This window comes from Pseudomonas sp. B611 (genome assembly GCF_055407965.1).
This window is the reverse complement of sequence record NZ_JBUZST010000028.1, coordinates 32,770-50,074: the sequence shown is the minus strand read 5'-3', so window position 1 is coordinate 50,074 and position 17,305 is coordinate 32,770. Positions and strand designations below refer to the sequence as shown.

The window sequence follows — 17,305 nt, the reverse complement described above, 5'->3', positions numbered from 1 at the left end:
AGGGCATGGTCAGATCCTCGCGAAATCGACCCTGCCAGTTAAAAACTGTTACCTATGTGCGTGAACTGATTTGTAACCCATGTGGGTGAGTCATACCGGGCGAGGACCTTTTGCTTACTTTTGGGTCCTTCCAAAAGTGAGCCGCTGTAAGAGCGGAACCCTAAGTAGCCGTTACCGCAGCAATGGATATGTACTCCGACCCAAAAGCCCCGGCGCCACATAGATAGTCATCGCAGGCAAGCCAGCTCCCACCTCAGAACGATGTGCAACCAACACAACTCAACCGCCTGACAGGCCGTCTTCGCGAGCAAGCCCGCTCCCACACTAGAGCCGGTTTACACCCGGTAAAAATCGCCCGACTGCCAGGCCGTCACGGGGGCAAGCCCCCTCCCACATTGACTGCATTCCAAATGATCTACAGGGCGCAGATCAACTGGCGTCTTTGCCGCGATCCTGCCCCGGCACCAAGGTCAATGTCGGCTTTTCCACATCACGGGAGACGTGGGATTTTACTTCCTCCACACCGCCCTCTTCGTCGTTGTGGATCACCAGCACACCCGGTTTGCGCAGTTGCTCCAGGTCACCCTCGCCAAGCTTGAAGCTTTCGCTGAGGTTCTTGTCGCTGAGTGCGTTGGCCTCGGCGCGGCGCTGGGCGAATTTGCGGCCTTTGCGTTGCTGGTAGCGCGCCCACGAGACCAGGATCAGCGCGTTGAACAACGCGATCCACAGGTAGATCTGCAGGGTGTTGAGCGCCGCGAAGATCGGCGCCTCGATGCGCGGCCCACCGTGGGTTTCCAGCATGGCGTTGATCCCGCGCGCCAGCAGCCAGATCAACCCGGCCCAGGCCAACAGGGTCAGCACCACGTCGATGATCCACATCAGCGAGTTTTGGCGAGTTCTGATCAGTTTCATGATCACACGTCCTCATTGGCTGGTTTGATCCCGCGGTCCGGGCTGACCCAGCGCGCGCGCTTCTGGTGCTGGTTGAACAGCACCTTGGGAAAACTGACCAGGGTGGTGAACAAGCTGACCAGCCAGAACACCATCGGGTACCACACCGTCCAGAACAGGGTTTTCCACAGGTCTTTTTCGTAGCGTCGGTCAATCAGGATGCTCACGGCAAACTGCACCAGGCACACCATCGCCAGCACCAGGCCGGTAAATGCCGGTGGCACCAGGGAATCCACGGCAATCGCTTGCGGCAACACCATGAATTTACCCAGGCCCCAGAAGATCACCGAGAGCAGGAAGGTAAAGGCCCAGCCGGTGGAGAGGCAGTATTCGAACAGCAGCGGCCACAGGTAGCGATGGCGCCATTGCCAGATGCCACGGATATTCTTGAACAATACTTCGGCACCGCCCTGGGCCCAGCGCAGGCGCTGTTTCCACAGGCCGCCGACGGTTTCCGGCATGAGGATCCAGCACAGTGCACGCGGCTCATAGAAGATCGCCCAGTGATCGAGTTGCAGCTTCCAGCTGACGTCGATGTCCTCGGTGATCATGTCGGTGCTCCAGTAGTCGATGCGGTCCAGCGCCTTTTTACGGAACGCCACCACCACCCCGGACACCGTGAAGATCCGCCCGAATACCCGCTGCGTACGCTTGATCAAGCCAATGATCGAAGAGAACTCGCCCACCTGTACCCGGCCGATCAAGGTCGAGCGCGTGCGGATGCGCGGGTTGCCGGTCACCGCGCCGAGGCGCGGGTTGTCGAGCATCGGCGCGACCATATACGCCGCCGCATTGCGGTCGAGCAACGCATCGCCGTCGATGCACACCAGGTACTCGCTGCGCGCGGCCACGGCGCCCATGCGCAAGGCCACGGCCTTGCCCTGGTTCTGCGCCAGGTGCAACACGCGCAGGCGCGGGTGTTCCAGGGCCAGCGCATCGAGGACCGCGGCGGTGTTGTCCTTGGAGCCGTCGTTGACGGCGATCACTTCGATGTTCGGGTACACCTGGTCCAGCGCCGCATGAATGGTCTCGGCCGCGTTATCGCCCTCGTTGTAGCAAGGGATGATGATCGAGATCAGCGGGTTGCCGGCCAGGGTCGGCGCCGGGGTGTCCTCTTCCCACGGCCAGTGGCGTTCCCAGTGCAGCCAGAAGTACAGGCCGCCGGCAATCCACAGCGCCGACATGAACAGCGGGTAGAAAAACACGAAGTCCATCAGGAACTGCCCGGTGACCAGGAAGATCAGGCCCAGGGGCACACCCAACACCAATGCCAGCACGAATAAAGCCAGGATTCTGTCGAACATGGTCAAGGGTTCCATTGGTTGGAAATGGCCGGACGTATCGTCTTCAGGTCCGGGGAGTTTTCCAGGAAGTTGTCCGGGTAGTAGCCAAAACTCGTGACACCCTGGCGCTTGAGCACGCCCATCCATTCAGCCAACTGCTCGGCGCTGATGTCCGGCGCTTCCTTGGTCCGCCAGTCTTTGGCTTGCAGTTCGAACACGGTGCGGTCGAGCGCACCGGGACGCGCCTTGACGGTAGCCACCAGTTTTTCCAGCCAGGCGTTGGAGTTTTTCAGCGTCTGGCCTTCCATCAGCGGCATGGCCATCGGTGCGGTCCAGTCGTAGGTCTGGAGGAAGTCGTCGAGGTTCTGCGCGAACCAGGTTTCACTCTGCGGGTTAAGCATCGGCTCGGCGAAGATATTGCGCGCGGTCATGATCTGCGGGCCACGGATCGCACGGACTTTGGCGGTCAGCTCGTTGGTAAAATCGATCAGGAAGCGACTCTTGAAGCGGGTCCAGCGCTGCATCACAGCCGGGTCGGCGCGCAAGGCTTCGATGGTGTTCGGCAGACCGTTGGCGGCATAGGCCTTGAGCGCCGCAGGGCTGGCGTCTTCAAAGTCGTTGAACACCGCATCATCGTGATACAGCACGCCATCGAGACCACTGTTGCTGATACTCGCCAAGTCTTCGTAAATTTCGCCGATGATCTTGCGCACCTCTGGATCGAACGGCGACAGGCGTTGGTATTGATCGGGGTCGAGGCCGATCTGGCCGGTTTTCGGGTCCCAGCGGGTTACGCGTGGCAGCTTGGGATCCAGGGCAAAACTCAGCACCGGCATCCAGGCATAGACGCTGGCATGGGCACGGGTGTGCAGTTGCCAGGCGACACGGTTGAACAGGTCGGCACGCATCGGCAGGTGACGGTTGGGGAAATACAGCGAATGCACCAGGCCGTCGCCCTTTGGATCGGCATAGGCTTGCAGGAACACCGTCACAGCGCCCATGTCCACCACGCGTTGAATCAGTTGGTCGAGGTTGCGCGCCTGCTGGGCCGGGTCCGGGTCGTAGACATGGTCCAGGTCCACGTGCAGCACCCGCATCGGCGCCTTGGTCTGCACGGCGACGATGCTGTTGGCGTAATGTTCGCCGTCCGGGTCGGAGGCCACCAGGAAACGCGGGCTATTCATCAGCTTGGTGGAGTCGTCAAGACCATCGTCCAGGGTCAGCGCCATCTGGTAGCCGTGTTCACCGACCACTGCCAGCGACGTGCCGTCAGCCGCACCGTATGGCCATACCCACACCCGTGGGGCCTTGCCGGTAACTGCACGGATCTTGTCGGAAATCGCCTTCACGTCAGCGCGCATGCGCGCCTGGAACTGCGCTTCGGTTTCATACCGCTTGGTCGCCGGGTCATAACGCCGCGTGGTGGCAGCCGGCTCCAGATTGCCCTGGGGGTTGCCCAGGATGCCTTTGTGGCTGTTGTCGGTATGCGCAGCTATTTCCACCAGGCCCGACTGGGACACTTCGCGGATCTGCTGCCAGGTCAGGAACTCGCCGCGCGGCCGTGGTTGGCCGGCGAAGTCCACCGGCTGGTTCATCGGCGTGTCGATCCAGTAACCTACCGGCGCCAACAGGGCCGGCCAGCGGTAGGCACGCAGGATCGGCATCACCCGCGTGTAGAAGCTGGAGTAGCCGTCGTCGAAGCTGAGCATGATGGCTTTGGGCGGCAGCGCTGGCCCACCGTTGCGGGCCGCGAGGATCTGGTCGACGCTGACCGCCTGGTAGCCGTTCTCGCGCAACCAGGCGAGCTGCTCGATCAAACGTTCGGTGCGTACCGCCACCACCGCCTGATCGGGGTCACGATCCTCGACGTCATGGTAACCAATGCCGAGGAAATGGTTTTTCGGCCACGGCGCTTCGTTGGGCGCAATCGGCCGCTCGGCGGGTGGGGTAAAAGGTGCGGGTTGCTGGGCGCAGGCGCTGGCCAGCATTACGCCCAGAATCAACAAGCAACGGCTGAGGACGGTCATGGTCAGGCTCTTCTAGAAACGGTAAGTGAGGTCGACGAGCAGGCGCAGATCGCGTTCGCGATCGCCGTCGTAAGGTCGGCTGATCAGGCTCAGGTTCGCGCCGGCTTCCAGTACGTCATTCCAGCGGTAGCGTTGGCCGTAACCCACCAGACCGATGCCACCGGTGGAATAATCCTGCTGGCTATAGGTGCCCGCACCGACCTGGAACTGCTGACTCCACTGAGTCTCGTAGCGGTGATAGAGCACATGATTGATGTTGATGACCGGCAGCACGGTGAAGTCCGACTTCGGGTTGAAGTAGATCGTGTCTTCCTTGCTGTTGCGGCTGGCGCCGACTTCCAGGCCCAGGTCCACTTGCACTTTCGGCGAGCTGTAGAGGCCTTCACGGCCACTGAGCAAGGCTTCGAAACGGTCGTTGCCGTCACTGAAATGGGACGGGCTGAGGGTCAGTTTCCACTCGCGGCTTTCGTTGGCGCGCCAGCGGATGAAACCGCTGCCGCCGTTGGCCGTGATCCCCTCGTTCAACGCCCGTAGGGGTGTGGTGGACAGCAGGTAGCCGAGGCTGCCGCCGTATTGCCAGTTGTCATTGATGTCCCGCGCAATCGACACCGCCGCGCCTTGTTTGGAGCCATCACCGTAAGAGTGGTTGGACACCTCGGCCTCGATGGTCATGTCGCGGGTGCGCCGCTCGACGCCGACCACCTGCCAACGGTGGTGGCCGGTGCCTTCTTCAAAGTCGGCGGTGGCATAACCGGCACCGGCGAACAGGCGCCAATCTTCGTCGATGGGCGGCGTGTAGATCCGGCTCTCAATGCCCCAGTCACGGCTGCCCGAGACGGCCCCGGCGTCGCCGTTGTTGCCGCCGCCGAAGCTTTTGCCGGTGTAGGCCTCGACCCGTAGCTCGGCCATGTCATGCACGTCGCGCAGGCGTTGCAGGCGCTGTACCTGGCGATTGTCCGGGTTACGGGCGACCACATCGTCGGTGAGGATGTCGAGTTGACGCCATTCCTGCAGGTCCAGGGCCGTGAAACCTTGGGACATCTCCAGGCCGATGTCACGCGGGCTTTGCGCCTCCGTTTCCTTGAGGACACGCTCGGCGCGCCGTGGCCAATCGCGGGCGCGGTACATTTCTGCTTGCGCCAGGCGCAGCCCGATGCTGCCAGGCGCCTTGCCCACCAGCTCTTCCAGGGATTTCTCGCTGGACGGCAGATCGGCCCCATAGGTGCCGGCCTGAGCGGCCAATTGTTGGGCGTCCATCCACTCATCGTTGGGGTTGCCAATAGGCAGGCCCTTGAGTTCAACCCGGGGTTTCTGGCTGTCGGCCAGGTTCTTCGCGACGGTGCGCGCCTCGTCCACCTGGTCGTTTTCGAGCAAGGCGTAGAACAAGGCTGTGCTGTCTTCCACACGGTCGCCGACGTCGGCATCGGGCGCCGTGATCGCCTGGCGATACAGCGGCGCGGCCTTTTCCGGCAGGCGTTGGTCGAGGTAGGACGCAGCTACCCAACGTACGGCGTAAGTGGGCAACTTCACCCCTTCGGCCTGGAGCGTTTCGTACTCGCGGATCACCTCAGCCGTACGCGCCCGCGCCTTGAGTGCGCCGAGGCGGTCGATGCGCCACACCACCACGTCGCCCTTGGCGGTGGGGTCCGGGGTCCAGCGGGCGAGAAGCTTGTCGTAATCCTGCAGGGCGCGGTCGGCAATGACGTAGCGTTCCTTTTCGCTGCGCGTGGCGAACTCGGCCATGCGCACGCGTTCAGCGGCGAGGTCACCTTCCAGGCGGCGCTGGGTCACTGGATCGATAAGGCCCGGGCGCTTGGCTGCCAGGCGTAACGCCGGCTCCGGCAAGCGTGCCTTTTGCAGGGCGACGATGTATTCGCGGGCGACTTCCGGTTTGTCACCGGCGCGGATAAACGCCTGGTCGAATTCAAACAACGCGTCGTAGTTGAAACCGGAGCGGGTCAGCGCGTAGCCCAGGGCCATGCGCCGGTTGGGGTCATTCGGGTTGGCCGCCACCAGCGCGCGGGCGCGTTGCACGGCTTCGGTGGTTTTACCGCCGTCCGCCTGGGCCAGGACCAGGCCCAGTTGCAGGTCGACATTGTTCGGCTCACGCACAAGTGCCTGGCGATACACCGCCTCGGCTTGTGCCCACTGCTTCTGGTTGCGATAGGTACGCGCGACGGTGGCGAGCGCCTGAGGGGTCAGGCTGCGATTTTTGCCCTGAGCCTCGTACACCTTGAGCACTTCGGCGTCCTGCCCGGCCCAGCCGGCAATCACCAGGTGATCGCTGACCTGGCCCGGCGTCTGGCGCTCGGCAGGGAGTTGGCGCAATTGGGTCAGGGCCGGCGTGAAATTGCCGTTGCGCGCCTGAATGATCAGGGCATCGTAGGCGGGGTCGGCCACCGCGAAAGCGGGCATCAGCAACTGGCTGCACAAGGCTGCCCCGATCAGCAGTCGTAACCGGCCTGATGCACTGAGTGGGAGGTTTCGCAGCATATCGTGAGCTTCCTTACACACGGAAAGCTGTAACGATAGGTGGTCCTGAGCAATTTGCATCAGGGTGTCGGCGTCTCGTGACCCGACCTAGCTTTCCTGTAGGAACTATCCCTTAAGAAAGTAGGGGAAAGCCTAATTCAGAACAATTGTTCAGAATTGGTAGCGAATCTGAAATACGAATGGGGGAGCGGACTTGCCAACGATAACGGGGCTTCAATCAACCTGAACGTCGATTGTTTGACCCTGATCACAGGCACTTCCACTCCCCCATTATTTATTTCTGGGTGAAGGCAGAATCTTTACTGCGCGCCGCTCATGGCACCGGCTTTGGCCAAGACGAAGCCAATGAATTGTTCCACGGTCATCTTCTGGCCGTTGAAGGTCACTTCATTGTTGGCGTAGTGCAGCTTGGAAACGACGTCGTTGCCAACCAGGGTCGCCAGTTGGGTGCCGACCGCCATGCCACTGACCATTTCGGCCGCCATCTGCGATTGCTGCTCGATGGCTTTCGGGTCGGTCACGCCACCGGCCTGGGCTTGCAGGGCGGCAATGTCGCCGATCATGGGCTTGGACAGGGTCAGGTTGGCATCCAGCAAGGCGATGATCTGCTTGCCCAGTTCAACCGGTGGCAGTTCCATGGACGACGGCTTGGTCAGGTCCAGGATCAGGTTGAATTTGCTTTCGCCGTGGGTGGTTTTCAGCGACAGGTTTTCCAGGGCCACTTGCGGCTTGGCCGCCAGCAACTGGTTGACGTTGGCTTCGGCCAGGGTTTGTTCGGCTTCGGTCAGTTGCAGTTCCGGCACGGGTTGACCCGCAGCGGCAGCGGCTTGCACCGGCTGCATCTTGTCCTGGTACAGCTTGGTCAGCAGCAGGCCCGACGGCACGTCGATGTTCTTCACGCTCACGGCCATGGCGGCGGAGCCGACCGGTTTGCCCTGGTAGCCGATCTCGTCGATCTTGTAGTCGACGCGGCCGTCCATGGTGTTGTCTTTGACGGCGCTGGTGTCTTTTTGCTCGAAGCCCTTGAGGGTCAGCACGGTTTGTTGCGGGCCGACGGTCAGCTTGGTGTCGGTCAGCTCAACGGTGTTCTGCCCGGTGTAGAAGCCGAAGGTGGATTTTTCCAGGTTGCTGGCCACCGTCAGGCCGGCCAGGTCGGCCGCAAAGGGTGTGCCGTCGCCATCGACGGCGGTCAGCTTGAGGCTGTTCATGTAGCCGTTGACCTTGACCTTCTTGCCTTCGGCGCTGCTGTCGAAGTCCAGGTTGAGGCCGGAGAAGCTGGCCGAGGACTTGTCGTCCTTGAACTCCAGGGGCAGCAACTCGAAATTGCCGCTGACCGAACGGTTGTAGCCAATATTGGCCACGCCCTTGAGCGGCGACACGTCTTTGGCGGCGGCGAACCATTTTTCGGTGGTCGGGTTCTTTTCCAGCGAATAGTGACTGGTGGCCATGACCGGCAGCCACTTCAGCGACACCAGGCGCGAGAACGGCAGCGGGCCGTGTTCGATATGGTCGACGAAGAGCAATTCCGGGTTCGGGTTCTGCTCACCGAAGAACGAACCCTGGGCCTTGAGGCGATAGTGCGCGGTGCTGCTGAACAAGCCACGGTCCAGGGACACCAGTTCCAGGTCCAGACGCCCATCGACGCCGGCCATGGAACGTTGCAGTTCCTTGTTGGCGTCCTGCACCGCCGTTTGCAGCACCGGCTCCAGCTGCTTGCCGGTGTACCAGGCGCCGCCTGCACTGACAGCGCCTACAGCGACGACAAAACCCAAAAGAACTACGGCTGGCTTATTCATGAAGTGACCTGATCAAATCCTGTGAGAAGTGGGCTGTCTTCCTTGAACCCCGAAGGGGTTGGCTCAAGCCCGCCAAAAGCGGGGGAAGATTAGCACTCGCGGCCGCGAACGGCCCAGCTTTTCAGAGGGGTCAGGTCAGCAGATGGTTCACGAATATTCCGATTCAATCTCGTCGAGCTGGTGATCGAAACTCTTCAACCGCGCCGTCCAGGTGTACACCAACACCTCAAACTCGCGGTGTATCACCGCGTTGCCCGGGGTGTCGGCCTTGGGGTCGCAGAAGTCCAGTTGGTAGCGCTCACGGGCCATTTGCGTGGCGACGTCGGACAATTCCCGCGCGTTATTCAGCCAATGCCTACCGTCGGCGACTTGCTGATCCAACGCCACGCACTGCTTTTTCAAGGCTTCGAGGCTTTTTTCCAGGGGCGTGCCGGTGAGTTCGCCCATGACTTCCTGGAAGGTGCGCCCCGGCTGCCAGTAGCTGCCCCAGAAATAGCGGTCGAACACGGTTTCGACGCGGCGTAGCGCAACCTTGGTGTCCCAGATCGCCACGCGGGTCTTGCCCTGTTCGAGCAGTCGGCGTTTGATCCGATGGTTCTGGTACGACGCCCAGGCCACCACGCCGATGGACAAGGTGCCGATCACCAGGCAGGCGCTGTCGAGAAACACCATGGCCTTGTCGATCTGGTGAGCGAGCATGACCCCGTAGAAGTAGGCAGCCGATAACAACACCAGTGCGAAGAACACGCACCAGAAAGCGGGAGCATAAGGGTTTTTCATTATTGGAATCCCCATGAGCAAACGCGAGCAGTGTCAGGTGAATCGTCACGGCGACTCACCTGACAAAGCATAGCTATAAGCTCAGGGTTTGCTGGCTGGCGCCGCTTGCGTTCGTCCGCTTTCCCAACCGCCGCCCAACGCCAGGAACAAGTCGATCTGGCTCATGGCAACCTGGGTGTTCGCCGCCGCCAGCTGCGCGCGCACATCGGTGTAGGTGCGCGTGGCTTGCAGGTCGGCGAGGAACGACGCGCGGCCGGCCTGGAAGAAGCGGTGTGTCTGGTCCGCCGCTTCCTTGGCCGACTCACCGGCTTCGTTCAGGGCGTCGCGACGCTGCAGTTGCGCGGTGTATTGCGCCAGGCCGGTCTGGGTTTCGCGGATGGCGTTGAGCACCACGCCGTCGAAATGCGCCAGGGCGCCCTGGGTCGCGGCTTCCGCTTCGTGGATGCGTGCGCGGGCGCCGTTGGTCGGCACGGTCCAACTGATCAGCGGGCCAAAGCCCCAGCGGTTGGTGGGCGCGGTGCCGAGGTTATCGAGAATACCGACGGTGCCCACCGTGGCGCCGATGCTGATGTCCGGGTATAGCGCACCGGTGGCCACGCCGATGCGTGCGGTGGCGGCGGCCAGTTGGCGCTCGGCCTGACGCACATCGGGACGGCGCTTGAGCAGCGCGGCGCCATCGCCCACCGGCAGCAATTGGGCGATATGCGGCAGCTCGGCGCAGGTGCCGGTGCCCGCTGGCAGTTGGTCCAGCGGCTTGGCCAGCAGCATCGACAGGCGGAACAAACCGGCCTGGCGCGCGGCTTCGTAGCGCGGCATGTCGGCGCGCAGGGATTTGTATTGGGTTTGCGAGCGCGTCACCTGGGTTTCATCGCCACGCCCGGCATCGCGCAGGCGTTGGGTCAGGGTGGTGCTCTGGGCTTGCAGCTCCAGGGATTCATTGGCAATCGCCAATTCTTCGTTGGCCGCGCACACCTGGGTGTAGGAGCGCACCACATCCGCCACCAGGGTGATGCGCGCAATATCGGCGGCGGCCTGGGCGGCGTCGGCGCTGGCCTGGGCGCTTTCGATGCCGCGTTGCAAGGTGCCCCACAGGTCGAACTGGTACGAAGTGCTGATGCCAACGCTGCCGATATTCGCCACCGGGACTTTGTCCGCGAGCAAAAACGCCTCGCCGGACTCCTGCAAGCGCTGGGCCTCGGCCTTCACGCCGGCATTCCAACCGCCGGCGGATTCGGCCTGTTGCACCTGATACCGCGAACGTTGCAGGTTGGCGGCGGCCACGCGCAAATCGGTGTTGGAGGCCATGGCCTGGCGCACCAGCTCATCCAGACGCTGGTCGTTGTACAGTTTCCACCAATCTGCCGGCACTGGCGCCGACACCACGTTGCTGCCCTCGCCTGCAATCTGCCCTTGCAGGTCGCCGCGTTTGACCGCGGCCTCATTCGGCAGCGTGTAGTCCGGGCCCACCGCCTGGCAGGCCGACAGCATCAGCCCCAGCGCGGCAATGGCCAGCCGTTGCTTCATGGCTTGTCTCCAATGATCGACACGGTGGCGGTGCGCCCGGCGATCATGCGGAAGTCTGCCGGCACCTCGTCAAACGCGATGCGCACCGGAATGCGCTGGGCCAGGCGCACCCAACTGAACGCCGGGTTGACGTTGGGCAACAGGTTGGCGCCGCTGCTGCGGTCACGGTCTTCGATCCCGGCGACGATGCTCTGCACATGCCCGCGCAGGCGGGCGTTGTCGCCGACCACGCGAATATCCACCGCCATGCCGACGTGGATACCGTCGAGCTTGGTTTCTTCGAAGTAGCCGTCGATGTGAAAGGAATTGCTGTCCACCACCGACAACACCGGGCGCCCGGCGGTGACGAACTCCTGGTTGCGCGGCGCACGGTCGTTGACGTAACCGTCCACCGGGCTGCGGATCACCGAGCGGTCGAGGTTGAGCTGAGCCGAATCCACCGTCACCTGGGCTTCGGCCAGGGCCGATTGTGCTCGGGCCACGCGGGACTGGCTTTCTTCCAGTTGCTCGCTTGGCACCAGGTTGCCCAGGCCACGGTTGCGTTTGTATTCGCGGCTGGCCTGGGCCAGGGTTTCCTGGCGGTCGGCCACGGCGGCCTGGGCTTGGCGCAGGGCCAGCTTGAAGCGGTCCTGGTCCACGGCGAAGAGCACCTGGCCCTTGGTCACCAACTGGTTGTCGCGCACGTCCACCTGCTGGATCAGCCCGGACACGTCGGGGGCGATCTGCACGATGTCGGCACGGATGTGCCCGTCACGGGTCCAGGGCGCAAACATGTAGTACATGACCATGCGCCACACCACCACGACCGCAAAGGTCACGATCAACAACGTGAGGACTACACGGCCGATGGTCAAAAAGGGTTTTTTCATGTCATCAGGTATCGACTGAGTGAGTCCACCGCGCCCAGCAACAGCGCGTAGAGCCCCACGTTGAACAATGCCCGGTGCCAGACCAGGCGGTAGAAATGGAGCCGGGTCAACAACCCATGCACCACCAGAAACAACACGTACGTAATGCCCATCAGCACCAGCAGCGTGGGCAGGAACACCCCGCTGATATCCAGATCACCGATCATAAAGGCGCTCCATCGGGTAGCGGCGCTTCCTGCTCGGTGCCGCCAATGAATTCCACGCCGGGCAACAGCGCCAGGCGCAGGCCGGCCAGCGCGTGCAGCAGGTGCACGCGGGTGTCGTCTTCGTCTTGCAGGCCTTGGCCGTTGAGGGCGCGGCGAGTGCGGTCGAGGGTCATCAGCAGACCGCTCGGCGCGGGCAAGCGTTCACCGGCTTTGAGGCAGGCCTTGAAGTAGCCACCGACGCCTTCGACCACTTGGTTGAGCAGCACCCGTGGCACGCCGAGGATGCGTGGCGAGTAGGCCAGCAGGTCGAGCAGGTTCAGTGCCACCCGCAAGTCGCGCAGGGCGACGCCGGTGTCGTGGCCGATGATCGCCAGGCGCGGCAGGTGCTGCATCAGGCGGTCGAGCATTTGCGCGGCGAGGTGGCGGTGTTCGTTGAGGGTTGCCGGTTCGGTCATGCCGACGATATCGTGCCAGCTGAAACGGGTCAGGCGCTTGGCCGCCAGTTCGGCGCCGAAGGGCCGCGCAATCAGCGTCCACACAAAGGCAAACAACAGACCCACGGGCCCGGCCAGGTTGACGTTGGCGAAGTTGAGGAAGTCCGCGTCATAGGCCCCCTGGATGCTGATGAACGACGAGGTGTTCACCAGCGTCAGCAGCATGCCCAGGTAGAACCGTGGCTGCACGGTGAGCGTGCCGATGCAGATAAACGGCACGGCAAACGCCAGCACCAGCATCGGGAAATCGTGCAGGTTGGGCAGGACCAGAAACAGATAGAGGCTGGCGAACAGCACCGACATCGCCGTCCAGAAAAAGAACCGGTAGATCTGCGGCGCGGGATCGTCCATCGAGGCGAAAAAGCTGCAGGCGACGGCGGCGAGGATCACGGCGCTGCCGCCGTCGGTCCAGCCCAATAGAATCCACAGCACCGAGGCGACGATGATCGCGGTGACGGTGGAAAACGCCGAGTAGAACATCAGGCCACGGTCGAGGAACGGCGTGAGCCGGCCCAGGCGCCAGTGGCGGTAGACGGCGCGCCAGGTGACCTGGCTTTCGCAGGCGATGGCGGCTTGCAGGCTGCGGCAGTCTTGCCACAGGTCGATCCATTCGCCGAGGCGGTACAAGGCATTGGAGAACAGCAGCGTGTGGCGTTCGTCCAGCGCTTCGCCTTGTGGCTGCAAGGCTTCGACCTGATCACGCAGGGCGCGCCAACTGTCCAGCGAGGCGTCTTGGGCACTGCTTTGCAGCCACTGGCTGGCCGCCTCCAGCAGCGGCGTGAGTTGCTCCAGGTACTGCGGCGCACGCTGCTCGACGGCATACAGCGCATCGTCGAGTTCCTCCACCACCGGCAACAGGTGGATCATGCGCCCACGCAGCTCCTTGGTGTTGCGCACCGTCTGCGGCCGCGCGCCTTCGTGTGGCAACTGGCCGATCATCAATTCCAAGGTATTGAAGGTAGCGACCATGCCGCCGCGCAAGCTGCTGACTTCTTCCGGCGTCACGTTGCGCGTCAAAAAGCGCTGGCTGTAGACCTGGGCGTCGGCAAACCACTTGCTCACCGAGCCATCGAACACCGGCATCAGGCGGCGTGGCCAGAACATCGCGCCGACCACCGCCGCCACGGCGATGCCAAGGAAGATTTCTTCGGTACGTGCTTCGGCCACGTCCCACACGGCCAGCGGGTTATCCACCACCGGTAGGGCGATCAGCGGCAAGGTGTAGCCGGCCAGCATCAACGCGTAGTTATTCGCGGTGCGCAGGTGCATGGAGAGGAACAGCAAAATGCCCGTCCACAAGGCAATCACCACCACCAGCACATAGGGCGACTGCACAAACATCGGCACAAAAAACACCGCCGCCGCCGCGCCCATCAAGGTGCCGATGGCGCGGTACAGCGCCTTGGAACTGGTGGGGCCGACAAACGGGCTGGAGACGATATACACGGTGGCCATCGCCCAATACGGACGCGGCATTTGCATGAGCATGGCGATGTACAGCGCGATCATCGAGGCGGCGAAGGTGCGCACACCGTAGAACCAGTCGCGGGCCGGCGGGAAGCCGCTGAAAAATCCGTTCAAAGGGTTGCCGCCTCAAAGGCGCGCAGCACGCGCAAGGCGGCGGCCATGTCGTCGGGCGCGATGTCGGCGAGGACTTCCTTGCGCAGGCGCACCAGTTGCACTTCCACCGCTTGCACCAGCTCACGGCCCCGCTCGGTGAGGCTCAGGGCCTTGGCGCGACGATCGTGGATATCTTCGGTGCGGCACACGTAGCCGCCGTTGCACAACTGGTCGAGCAGGCGCACCAGCGACGGGCTTTCCATCCCCGACGCCTGGGCTACTTTTACCTGATGCACACCGTCGCCCAGGCGGCCGATCATCAACAGCGGCACGGCGCAGGCTTCGGAAATACCGTAGCTCACCAGCGTGGTCTGGCAGATTTTGCGCCAGTTACGGGCGCCCACCACCATGCTGCTGCTGAGGTTCATCTGGAGTTGTTCGAGGGACTGAGACACTGGATAGTTCGCATACAGTTAGTTTGCTAACTATCAATATGATGGATGAACGGGAGGCCGTCAAGTTTTGAAACAATTTTGCGGATGAATGGAAAAATTGTGGGAGGGAGCACGTCTCCTCCCACATTTTGGATCAGTACTGGCTGTCAGGATTGTGGCTCAGGCTGGCCGGTTTTGCTCCAGCGCCGCACGCTCCAGACCTTCAGTGCCTCGGAGGTAATCACCAAAGCGACCAGCAACACCGGGTTGTAGTTGAGAACGAACTGGGCACCCACCAGCAATAACGAAACAGAAGGGACTATAAAAGCCAGTCGCAAAGGGGTTTGAACATAGACAACCCACTTCACCGTTTCACGACCGAAAAAGAACAACAGGCAAGAAATCACCATGGAAACTTGCAACAACATGGCGAGGCCGAATAGGTAAAGCTGCACAACACTATGTTCACGCAGCAGCCATAAAGCACTCTCAATATCGCTTAAAAAGGGGACCCTTCCCCCCAACGCACTGTTCACGGCATATCTGGCTAGAAAAAAGGCATCCATAGCCCCCCAAAACCAAAAGACCTGCTTGCGTGTCATTGCCCTGCATCCTTGTATTCGTAGGCCACATCTGGCGTCACGGGCTGCCAGTGCCACGACTTACCGCCCACCTGCCAGTTGTCATCACCCTCCAGATAACGCTGTTTTATATGCCGCAACTCCCCATACCGACGTTCGACAGACCGTTGGATAAGTTGCTCGTTGCGACCATCAAGCCTTACCCATCGTTGGGTCATGACCCTGGTGGTGTTCGCAAAGTCCTTCCCATCCGATAAAAACAACCGTCCCTCATCGCCCGCGGAAACCAGCCGATTGGCGGCAAGAATCGCAGTGTTTTTCACGCCGTCAAAATCGATGCTGACCGTCTCCCATTTGCCTGGCCCGACATAGAGTCGGCGGCCCATAAGATGGCCGTACTTGACGCGACACTCTCGGCTTAATGAGAGAAAAGGGCGATCCATCACAAACAACCAATCACCCTCTGCCAATTTTTCCAGAACGCGCCGCTGATCTTTTTCTGCGACACCGCACACTGGAGAAATATTGCACTCCCTCAGCAGCTCGCACAGTCCAGGCAACGTATAGGGGGCACGAAAGAACGCCCTCACTTCTATCCTGGAAAAATAAGGACTTTCGATTTTGGTGAGGTCATATTTTTCAATGTCGGCACGTGGGATCAGACGCTTCATGATGTGTCCAGAAAGGGAAGTCAGCGCCTGTTAATAGCGGGCTCCTCACACTGGCCACCATCGTCCACTTCCCCTTAGTCGATAGGATATTTCCCAACTTCACACACAGCCCGCCCCGCCTCCGCCTCGATAAACTCAAACACCTCCTCCGCCACGCTGTACTGAAACTGCTTTCTGCGGTGCCTGGAAACCTTGCCTTCGTTATCCAGGCACATCATCACCAGCTTCGACAAATCACTGCCACGCACGTCAAAACGCTGATTGACCGCCTTGATCACGCGGTCATAACGGTCGAGAAATTCGGTTTCTTCACGCAACTCCACTTCGAGGGCGCGGTGGGCCATTTTCAGGGTGAATTCGACGCAGCGGGTGGCGTCCCAATAGCGGTAGATCGAGGGGTGGCCGACGAAGTCGAAGGCCATTTGCTCGCCGTCCAGCCAGGTGACGTTCCAGAAGTCTCGTGTCGGCTGGGAGAAGGCTTTTAGCGCCTCCAGGTAGGCTGGCTCTTCGTGTTTCATCGCCACGGAAACCGGCAACAGCAAGCCGTTTTCCAAGGCGCCGTAGTGGCACAGCGTTTGGTGGATCAGGAAGCGCGACAGTCGCCCATTGCCGTCCATGAAGGGATGCAAAAATACAAAACCAAACGCGGTAACGGCCGCAGCGACGAGAGGATCAACCTCCCGCACAGGCTGATTGGCAAAGGCCATCAACTCTTCCATCAGCTCGTGACACAACTCAGGCGCCGGTGGCACGTAGCTGACACCCGCCGCGCCGCGCAAGCCGTTGTGCAGATGATTTTGTTCGTGGCGAAATGCGACGGCTTTGTCGAAGGGATTGGAGACGGTGCTGTTTTGCAGTTCGACCAGATAGTCCTCAGTCAGCAAGCGGCCTTCGTGGGCCTGGCGTAGCAACTGGACGAAGCGCCGGGATTTTTCTTCGCTGGGCTGCTCTTTTTCGATGGCGAACGAGTCGCGGGTTTCGTGGAGGTAAGCCCACTGGGTCGCGCGATCCATCATTTCAGGTGGCAGGGTGGCCATGAAGGCTTTGGCGCGGCGCAACACGTCAAGCGCCAGCAACGCATCCAACTCGGGCGTTCGCTCCACGGTCGCGCAGTAATGCAAAGAGCCCAGGCCATTGAAGTCGATTCGCCAACGGCTATTGCGGATGCTTGGGCCGGTCACATACCGGGAAGGATCGAATAAGGCTACGACGCCCCCCCGAACAGGCGCCGCGTAATCAAGCGACTGCCCCGTAAAGGCTTCCCATAAAAAACAGGCTTTTCGGATAAACGCGCCATTTGGGGAGTCTACCAGCGCAGCCAGAAGCGGCTCTGGGCCAAGCTTTTCAAATACCTGAGCGAGTACGGCGAGATTGACGCCTTCATGCTTAAGCGCGAACAGCACATGGTCAAACAAGGCGTGTTGCGCAGGCGCGACAGCAAGAGGGACAGCAAGGCAGTTGCCGATCAAGGTGATTCTGGTCACGGGTTTGATCATCGCGACCCGATTGGGTGCGATGACTTTTAAATCCAGTGCCTCACAGAGATGGGCATATCCGACGGTAGCCAAGGTGAGCGTCCCAGGAAAAAATTCAGTGAACCGATTAAAGCCCAGATTTTTTTACCGCTCACCATTTT

At 61.4% G+C, this 17,305-nt stretch carries 14 protein-coding genes; all 14 read right to left on the bottom strand.

Annotated elements, in window-relative coordinates; genetic code table 11:
- Nucleotides 1-429 precede the first annotated feature (429 nt).
- The gene (gene pgaD / locus ACZRMO_RS29060; protein ID WP_463975136.1) at nucleotides 430-912 is read right to left on the bottom strand and encodes a poly-beta-1,6-N-acetyl-D-glucosamine biosynthesis protein PgaD; all 483 of its coding nucleotides are present in this window, start codon (nucleotides 910-912) and stop codon (nucleotides 430-432) included.
- A gap of 2 nt (nucleotides 913-914) precedes the next feature.
- The gene (gene pgaC, locus ACZRMO_RS29055) at nucleotides 915-2,255 is read right to left on the bottom strand and encodes a poly-beta-1,6-N-acetyl-D-glucosamine synthase (RefSeq protein WP_017739205.1); all 1,341 of its coding nucleotides are present in this window, start codon (nucleotides 2,253-2,255) and stop codon (nucleotides 915-917) included.
- Nucleotides 2,256-2,257: 2 nt separating this feature from the next.
- A complete protein-coding gene (gene pgaB / locus ACZRMO_RS29050; protein ID WP_463975135.1) occupies nucleotides 2,258-4,261 on the bottom strand; it encodes a poly-beta-1,6-N-acetyl-D-glucosamine N-deacetylase PgaB in 2,004 nt (667 codons plus the stop codon).
- A 12-nt stretch (nucleotides 4,262-4,273) separates the two neighbouring features.
- Nucleotides 4,274-6,754, bottom strand: coding sequence for a poly-beta-1,6 N-acetyl-D-glucosamine export porin PgaA (gene pgaA / locus ACZRMO_RS29045; RefSeq protein WP_463975134.1), 2,481 nt, complete (start codon nucleotides 6,752-6,754; stop codon nucleotides 4,274-4,276).
- A gap of 299 nt (nucleotides 6,755-7,053) precedes the next feature.
- A complete protein-coding gene (locus ACZRMO_RS29040; protein ID WP_463975133.1) occupies nucleotides 7,054-8,550 on the bottom strand; it encodes a YdgA family protein in 1,497 nt (498 codons plus the stop codon).
- A 147-nt stretch (nucleotides 8,551-8,697) separates the two neighbouring features.
- Nucleotides 8,698-9,330 carry an NADH:ubiquinone oxidoreductase subunit N gene (locus tag ACZRMO_RS29035; RefSeq protein WP_124526272.1) on the bottom strand — a complete coding sequence of 211 codons (633 nt, stop codon included), beginning with the start codon at nucleotides 9,328-9,330 and terminating at the stop codon, nucleotides 8,698-8,700.
- A gap of 81 nt (nucleotides 9,331-9,411) precedes the next feature.
- Complete coding sequence (locus ACZRMO_RS29030) at nucleotides 9,412-10,854, bottom strand: efflux transporter outer membrane subunit (RefSeq protein WP_463975132.1); 1,443 nt, start codon at nucleotides 10,852-10,854, stop codon at nucleotides 9,412-9,414.
- Nucleotides 10,851-11,723, bottom strand: coding sequence for an efflux RND transporter periplasmic adaptor subunit (locus ACZRMO_RS29025; RefSeq protein WP_124526274.1), 873 nt, complete (start codon nucleotides 11,721-11,723; stop codon nucleotides 10,851-10,853). Before ACZRMO_RS29025 ends, ACZRMO_RS29030 begins: the two co-directional genes overlap by 4 nt.
- The gene (locus ACZRMO_RS29020; protein ID WP_010214247.1) at nucleotides 11,720-11,929 is read right to left on the bottom strand and encodes a DUF1656 domain-containing protein; all 210 of its coding nucleotides are present in this window, start codon (nucleotides 11,927-11,929) and stop codon (nucleotides 11,720-11,722) included. Before ACZRMO_RS29020 ends, ACZRMO_RS29025 begins: the two co-directional genes overlap by 4 nt.
- Complete coding sequence (locus ACZRMO_RS29015; RefSeq protein WP_463975131.1) at nucleotides 11,926-14,004, bottom strand: FUSC family protein; 2,079 nt, start codon at nucleotides 14,002-14,004, stop codon at nucleotides 11,926-11,928. The genes ACZRMO_RS29020 and ACZRMO_RS29015 overlap by 4 nt, the downstream gene beginning before the upstream one ends.
- Nucleotides 14,001-14,411, bottom strand: a complete 411-nt coding sequence (locus ACZRMO_RS29010; protein WP_124526276.1) for a MarR family winged helix-turn-helix transcriptional regulator — start codon at nucleotides 14,409-14,411, stop codon at nucleotides 14,001-14,003. Before ACZRMO_RS29010 ends, ACZRMO_RS29015 begins: the two co-directional genes overlap by 4 nt.
- Nucleotides 14,412-14,584: 173 nt before the next feature.
- Nucleotides 14,585-15,019, bottom strand: a complete 435-nt coding sequence (locus ACZRMO_RS29005) for a hypothetical protein (RefSeq protein WP_463975130.1) — start codon at nucleotides 15,017-15,019, stop codon at nucleotides 14,585-14,587.
- On the bottom strand, nucleotides 15,016-15,669 hold the full coding sequence (locus tag ACZRMO_RS29000; protein ID WP_463975129.1) for a hypothetical protein: 654 nt from the start codon (nucleotides 15,667-15,669) through the stop codon (nucleotides 15,016-15,018). The genes ACZRMO_RS29005 and ACZRMO_RS29000 overlap by 4 nt, the downstream gene beginning before the upstream one ends.
- A 74-nt stretch (nucleotides 15,670-15,743) precedes the next feature.
- Nucleotides 15,744-17,237 (bottom strand): Fic family protein, encoded by a 1,494-nt coding sequence (locus ACZRMO_RS28995; RefSeq protein ID WP_463975128.1) that lies wholly within the window; start codon nucleotides 17,235-17,237, stop codon nucleotides 15,744-15,746.
- Nucleotides 17,238-17,305: the final 68 nt, after the last annotated feature.

Excerpts from the sequence above, each read along its gene's own strand:
- pgaD (WP_463975136.1), bottom strand. The coding sequence starts at position 912 with ATGAAACTGATCAGAACTCGCCAAAACTCGCTGATGTGGATCATCGAC.
- pgaC (WP_017739205.1), bottom strand. The coding sequence starts at position 2,255 with ATGTTCGACAGAATCCTGGCTTTATTCGTGCTGGCATTGGTGTTGGGT.
- pgaB (WP_463975135.1), bottom strand. The coding sequence starts at position 4,261 with ATGACCGTCCTCAGCCGTTGCTTGTTGATTCTGGGCGTAATGCTGGCC.
- pgaA (WP_463975134.1), bottom strand. The coding sequence starts at position 6,754 with ATGCTGCGAAACCTCCCACTCAGTGCATCAGGCCGGTTACGACTGCTG.
- ACZRMO_RS29040 (WP_463975133.1), bottom strand. The coding sequence starts at position 8,550 with ATGAATAAGCCAGCCGTAGTTCTTTTGGGTTTTGTCGTCGCTGTAGGC.
- ACZRMO_RS29035 (WP_124526272.1), bottom strand. The coding sequence starts at position 9,330 with ATGAAAAACCCTTATGCTCCCGCTTTCTGGTGCGTGTTCTTCGCACTG.
- ACZRMO_RS29030 (WP_463975132.1), bottom strand. The coding sequence starts at position 10,854 with ATGAAGCAACGGCTGGCCATTGCCGCGCTGGGGCTGATGCTGTCGGCC.
- ACZRMO_RS29025 (WP_124526274.1), bottom strand. The coding sequence starts at position 11,723 with ATGAAAAAACCCTTTTTGACCATCGGCCGTGTAGTCCTCACGTTGTTG.
- ACZRMO_RS29020 (WP_010214247.1), bottom strand. The coding sequence starts at position 11,929 with ATGATCGGTGATCTGGATATCAGCGGGGTGTTCCTGCCCACGCTGCTG.
- ACZRMO_RS29010 (WP_124526276.1), bottom strand. The coding sequence starts at position 14,411 with ATGAACCTCAGCAGCAGCATGGTGGTGGGCGCCCGTAACTGGCGCAAA.
- ACZRMO_RS29005 (WP_463975130.1), bottom strand. The coding sequence starts at position 15,019 with ATGACACGCAAGCAGGTCTTTTGGTTTTGGGGGGCTATGGATGCCTTT.
- ACZRMO_RS29000 (WP_463975129.1), bottom strand. The coding sequence starts at position 15,669 with ATGAAGCGTCTGATCCCACGTGCCGACATTGAAAAATATGACCTCACC.